This window comes from Peribacillus sp. YIM B13482 (genome assembly GCF_042787975.1).
In the GTDB taxonomy this organism is placed as follows: Bacteria; Bacillota; Bacilli; order Bacillales; family DSM-1321; genus Peribacillus; species Peribacillus simplex_A.
In genome coordinates this window covers 1-3,362 of sequence record NZ_JBHZPF010000126.1, presented here as the reverse complement: position 1 = coordinate 3,362, position 3,362 = coordinate 1, and the positions used below count along the sequence as shown (strand labels likewise).

Below are 3,362 nucleotides of genomic sequence, written 5' to 3'. Positions count from 1 at the left end.
GGTTTAATAAGTTGCGAATTCATGGAACTTTAGGCTACGTAAGCCCTCTAGAATTTAAAAAGTTGTCCCTTAAAAATGTTGTTTGATTTAGTGTTGACAATTCAAACAACACAAAATTCTCCGGGTATAGGAAGGTAAAATGCAAAAAAATCCGCGACATGTATATCGCGAATTGCTTCCAGGAGGTCTATGAGTACGCCCCATTCCCCTTCTCCGGCTTACTGGTTAAATAAGGCGGCAGAGTTTGCTGGCGTGGAACATGTGTGCAACCATACCTTACGAAAAAAAGTTTGGCTTTTGGTTTTACAAAGCCACGAAGGATATTGCCATGTTGCAACGGATTTTGCATCATTCCCATCTTCGGTTACATTGCGTTATATCGGCAGTATCGAAGAAGAAACGAATAATGTATTGAAATACTTTAGCGTTTTTACAGACTCAAATAAGGAAAAGAAACTCGGCCTTTAGCTGTAAAACTCCCTAAAAACAACATTAATATTTTATCATTTTGATGCAGTAAGAACGTTACTTTATGAAAAAACATCAGTCCACTAGGGGACGGGAACAAATATAAATAACCACAAAAACTCCCCTTTCACTCAGGTAGCTTCTGTGGTGGGATCCAACACAACTCATTTGTAATTTTTAAAAGCGAAAGGATTATACACTAATTTGGAAAATAAATGTTTATGTATCGTTGGTTAAGATCCAATGCTATGTTCTACTGCATTATCCCAACTAGGAAAATAATACAATGCATTTTTCATTAATTCCGGATCTGACTTCTTTACCTCTTTCTTCCGAGGTGGCTTCCCTTCTTTTTCTACTAATTCAGAAATTTGATTCACGACTTCTTCAACACTCATATTTACTTCCATCTCTGTTCCCTCCTTTTTGTTCTTAATTATATATTTTCCCAATTGATGAAAAGTAATACAATTTTTCTTCAGCTAAACTACCAGTTTAGTTGAACAAGGGTATTTTTTTCTCTAATTTGAATGTATGATAAGAATCGCACATTCAAAAGGCCGCCAATTGGCAGCCTTCTTATGGCGCTAACGCACCCGTTAGTTAAACAAGGTTAGAGCATATTCTCGGCAATCTTTTTCTGTGCCTTTGCACGAGAAATGATAAATGCTCTCATATACTTCTCCAAAAACAACTTATCAGCTAAAACCCCAATTGGACCGGCCAGGGGGCAGACCGTTGGGTGTCGTGGGTTGAGGGCGGGCGTACCAGGCGCGGGCTCGGTGTCAGTCTTCGATTGCCTGGTAGACCATGGTCCAGAAGTCGTGGATAAGCCGCGCTGAATCCGGGGTGGACATCCCGACCTGGGTGAGCAGGATTCCGGTGAGCTGTTTGTCCGGGTCGGCGTACGTCGTCGTGCCGGTTCCACCGTCCCAGCCGAACTGGCCGATGGACGCGTAGTCACCACGGTAGGTGCGCACCGCCATCCCGAAGCCCCAGCCGCCGTGCTGCCCTTGGCCGTGCGACAAATGGACGTTGTTTTTGGCCATGGCGTCTCGGGCGGCTTGTTGCTCGGGCGTGAGGCGGTTGGTGGTCATCAGCTGGACGGCGGGCCGGGACAGGATCCGTTCGGTCCCGTGCATCCCTTGGTTCAGCAGCATCCGTAAATACGCGTGATAGTCGTCGACGGTTGAGAGCAGCCCACCGCCGCCTGCTTGGAACGCTGGAGGTCGGCTGTAGCGTCCGCCTGCGGCCTCGTCCCACACGATGAACTCTCCGGTCTGCGGATCGGGGTTGAAGGCGGGCGGCAGCCGGTCAATCTTGTTGGCGGGCACGTAGAAACCAGTGTCCTTCATCCCCAGCGGATCGAGGATGCGTTCGCGCAGGAACGTCTCGAACGTCTGACCCGTGACTCTGGCGACGAGCACGCCGAGCACTTCGTTGCTGACGTGGTATTGCCACCGCTCTCCGGGCTGGTAGCTCAACGGGAGTGTGCCCAGGCGGTGCATCCACTCATCCGGCTCGGGCAACTCCGCCCCTGGCGTGTCGTATATCCCACTCTTGAAGATCGCGTTCTGGATCGGGGAGCCCATCAACGTAATATCCACTCCGAGCCCGAACGTGGAGGTCAACAAGTCCCGTACGGTGATCGGCCGCCGTGCCGGCACCGTGTCGTCCAGCGGGCCGTCTGCCCGTTTCAGCACCTGCCGGTCGGCGAGTTCGGGCAGCCACGTATCTACTGGGTCGTCCAGATGCAGCTTGCACTCGTCGAGCAGGATCATCACCGACGCGACCGCGAGCGGCTTGGAAGTGGACGCCAACCGGAAGATCGTGTCCCGGCGCATCGGCGCGCCACCGTCATGGCGCATCGTGCCGATCGCTTCGACGTGCGTCTCACCGTACCGACTGACCAGGGCGACGAGCCCAGGAATCTTCCCGGACTCGACATGCCGTGCCAGCACGTCGCGCATTCTGCGTAGCCCTGTTTCGGATAAGCCAGTGTTGCTTTGTCCCGTTGTAATCTTTTTCATTTGTTTTCCCTCTCTTTACTTTTTTATCAGCCCTATTGTTCTACAAATTCTCTTTTGTTATCAATGCTTGAAAGCGTGTTCGATGCATCAAAGAGACTGAATATTGGTAATCAAAAGATGACTCACATCCTGTTCTGGGTGATCAGAATCGAGAAATGTCCTGCACTTAGCATAGAGCCATATGTTCATCGGACGTTTATTCTCGGTTTCATCAAATTCAAAGTCACCATTATTCCGTAAGTAATCTTCTTTGACAACCGTTGTCTTGCCCGCCCCATTGGAGCCGAGCAGGGCGAAAATACTGCCCTTATCCATTTAAGCTCCCGCCATCACATAACCTAATTATGTATATTCTAGAAGTAAATACAAATTCCTTCTTCAACTATCCTGCCCCTTAATAATATGTTTTTGGAGGAGATAGAATATGAATATGAATCCAGTAGTTGGTCTGGATGTAGCCAAAGGTGAAAGTCAGGTTCAAGCATTCTTGGAGAAGAAAAAGCCTTATCAAGGCAGTTTTAAAGTTACGCATACCATTGAAGGACTAGAAACACTCTTTCACTTTCTGAGAGAAATAGAAAATAGAACTGGGATCAAACCTCCGATTGTATTGGAATCTACGGGGCATTATCTTACGCCCGTTGTACAGTATTTTGAGGAGAGAGATTACTTATTAATTATCGTTAACCCACTCATTTCTTATCGTGCGAAGAGCTCTAGTTTACGCAAAGTAAAGACAGATATAATCGATGCACGTCACCTCTGCGAGCTGTACTATAAAGAGGAGTTAGAGCCTTATAAAAAACGAGGGATACAACTCTTAAATCTTCGTAATCTTTCAAGACAACATGCAAATATAACAGG

5 protein-coding genes and 1 pseudogene are annotated in these 3,362 nt (G+C 47.8%); 2 read left to right on the top strand and 4 right to left on the bottom strand.

Annotated features, from left to right (window positions below; genetic code table 11):
* The first annotated feature begins 189 nt into the window (after positions 1 to 189).
* Positions 190 to 468: a hypothetical protein gene (locus tag ACFX4L_RS25225; RefSeq protein ID WP_377387551.1), complete on the top strand. Its 279-nt coding sequence runs from the start codon at positions 190 to 192 to the stop codon at positions 466 to 468.
* Positions 469 to 701: 233 nt separating this feature from the next.
* Here ACFX4L_RS25225 and ACFX4L_RS25220 read toward each other — a convergent pair whose 3' ends face one another.
* The 4 genes and pseudogenes from ACFX4L_RS25220 to ACFX4L_RS25205 all read right to left on the bottom strand — a co-directional run bounded on the left by ACFX4L_RS25220 (position 702) and on the right by ACFX4L_RS25205 (position 2,813).
* Entirely contained in the window at positions 702 to 878 is a 177-nt protein-coding gene (locus ACFX4L_RS25220; RefSeq protein WP_284471157.1) for a homing endonuclease associated repeat-containing protein, read from the bottom strand.
* Between the two features lie 203 nt (positions 879 to 1,081).
* Positions 1,082 to 1,189: pseudogene (locus tag ACFX4L_RS25215) on the bottom strand (cell division protein); the annotation flags it as partial.
* 64 nt (positions 1,190 to 1,253) lie between these two features.
* Complete coding sequence (locus ACFX4L_RS25210; RefSeq protein WP_377387554.1) at positions 1,254 to 2,498, bottom strand: serine hydrolase domain-containing protein; 1,245 nt, start codon at positions 2,496 to 2,498, stop codon at positions 1,254 to 1,256.
* Between the two features lie 87 nt (positions 2,499 to 2,585).
* Positions 2,586 to 2,813, bottom strand: coding sequence for a hypothetical protein (locus tag ACFX4L_RS25205; protein ID WP_377387557.1), 228 nt, complete (start codon positions 2,811 to 2,813; stop codon positions 2,586 to 2,588).
* A gap of 115 nt (positions 2,814 to 2,928) precedes the next feature.
* On the opposite strand from ACFX4L_RS25205, the gene ACFX4L_RS25200 reads away from it, so the two are divergent.
* Positions 2,929 to 3,362, top strand: a 434-nt coding sequence (locus ACFX4L_RS25200; RefSeq protein WP_377406651.1) for an IS110 family transposase, incomplete at its 3' end; no start/stop codon positions are given.

Coding starts and splice junctions, on each gene's coding strand:
- ACFX4L_RS25225 (WP_377387551.1), top strand. CDS start 190: ATGAGTACGCCCCATTCCCCTTCTCCGGCTTACTGGTTAAATAAGGCG.
- ACFX4L_RS25220 (WP_284471157.1), bottom strand. CDS start 878: ATGGAAGTAAATATGAGTGTTGAAGAAGTCGTGAATCAAATTTCTGAA.
- ACFX4L_RS25210 (WP_377387554.1), bottom strand. CDS start 2,498: ATGAAAAAGATTACAACGGGACAAAGCAACACTGGCTTATCCGAAACA.
- ACFX4L_RS25205 (WP_377387557.1), bottom strand. CDS start 2,813: ATGGATAAGGGCAGTATTTTCGCCCTGCTCGGCTCCAATGGGGCGGGC.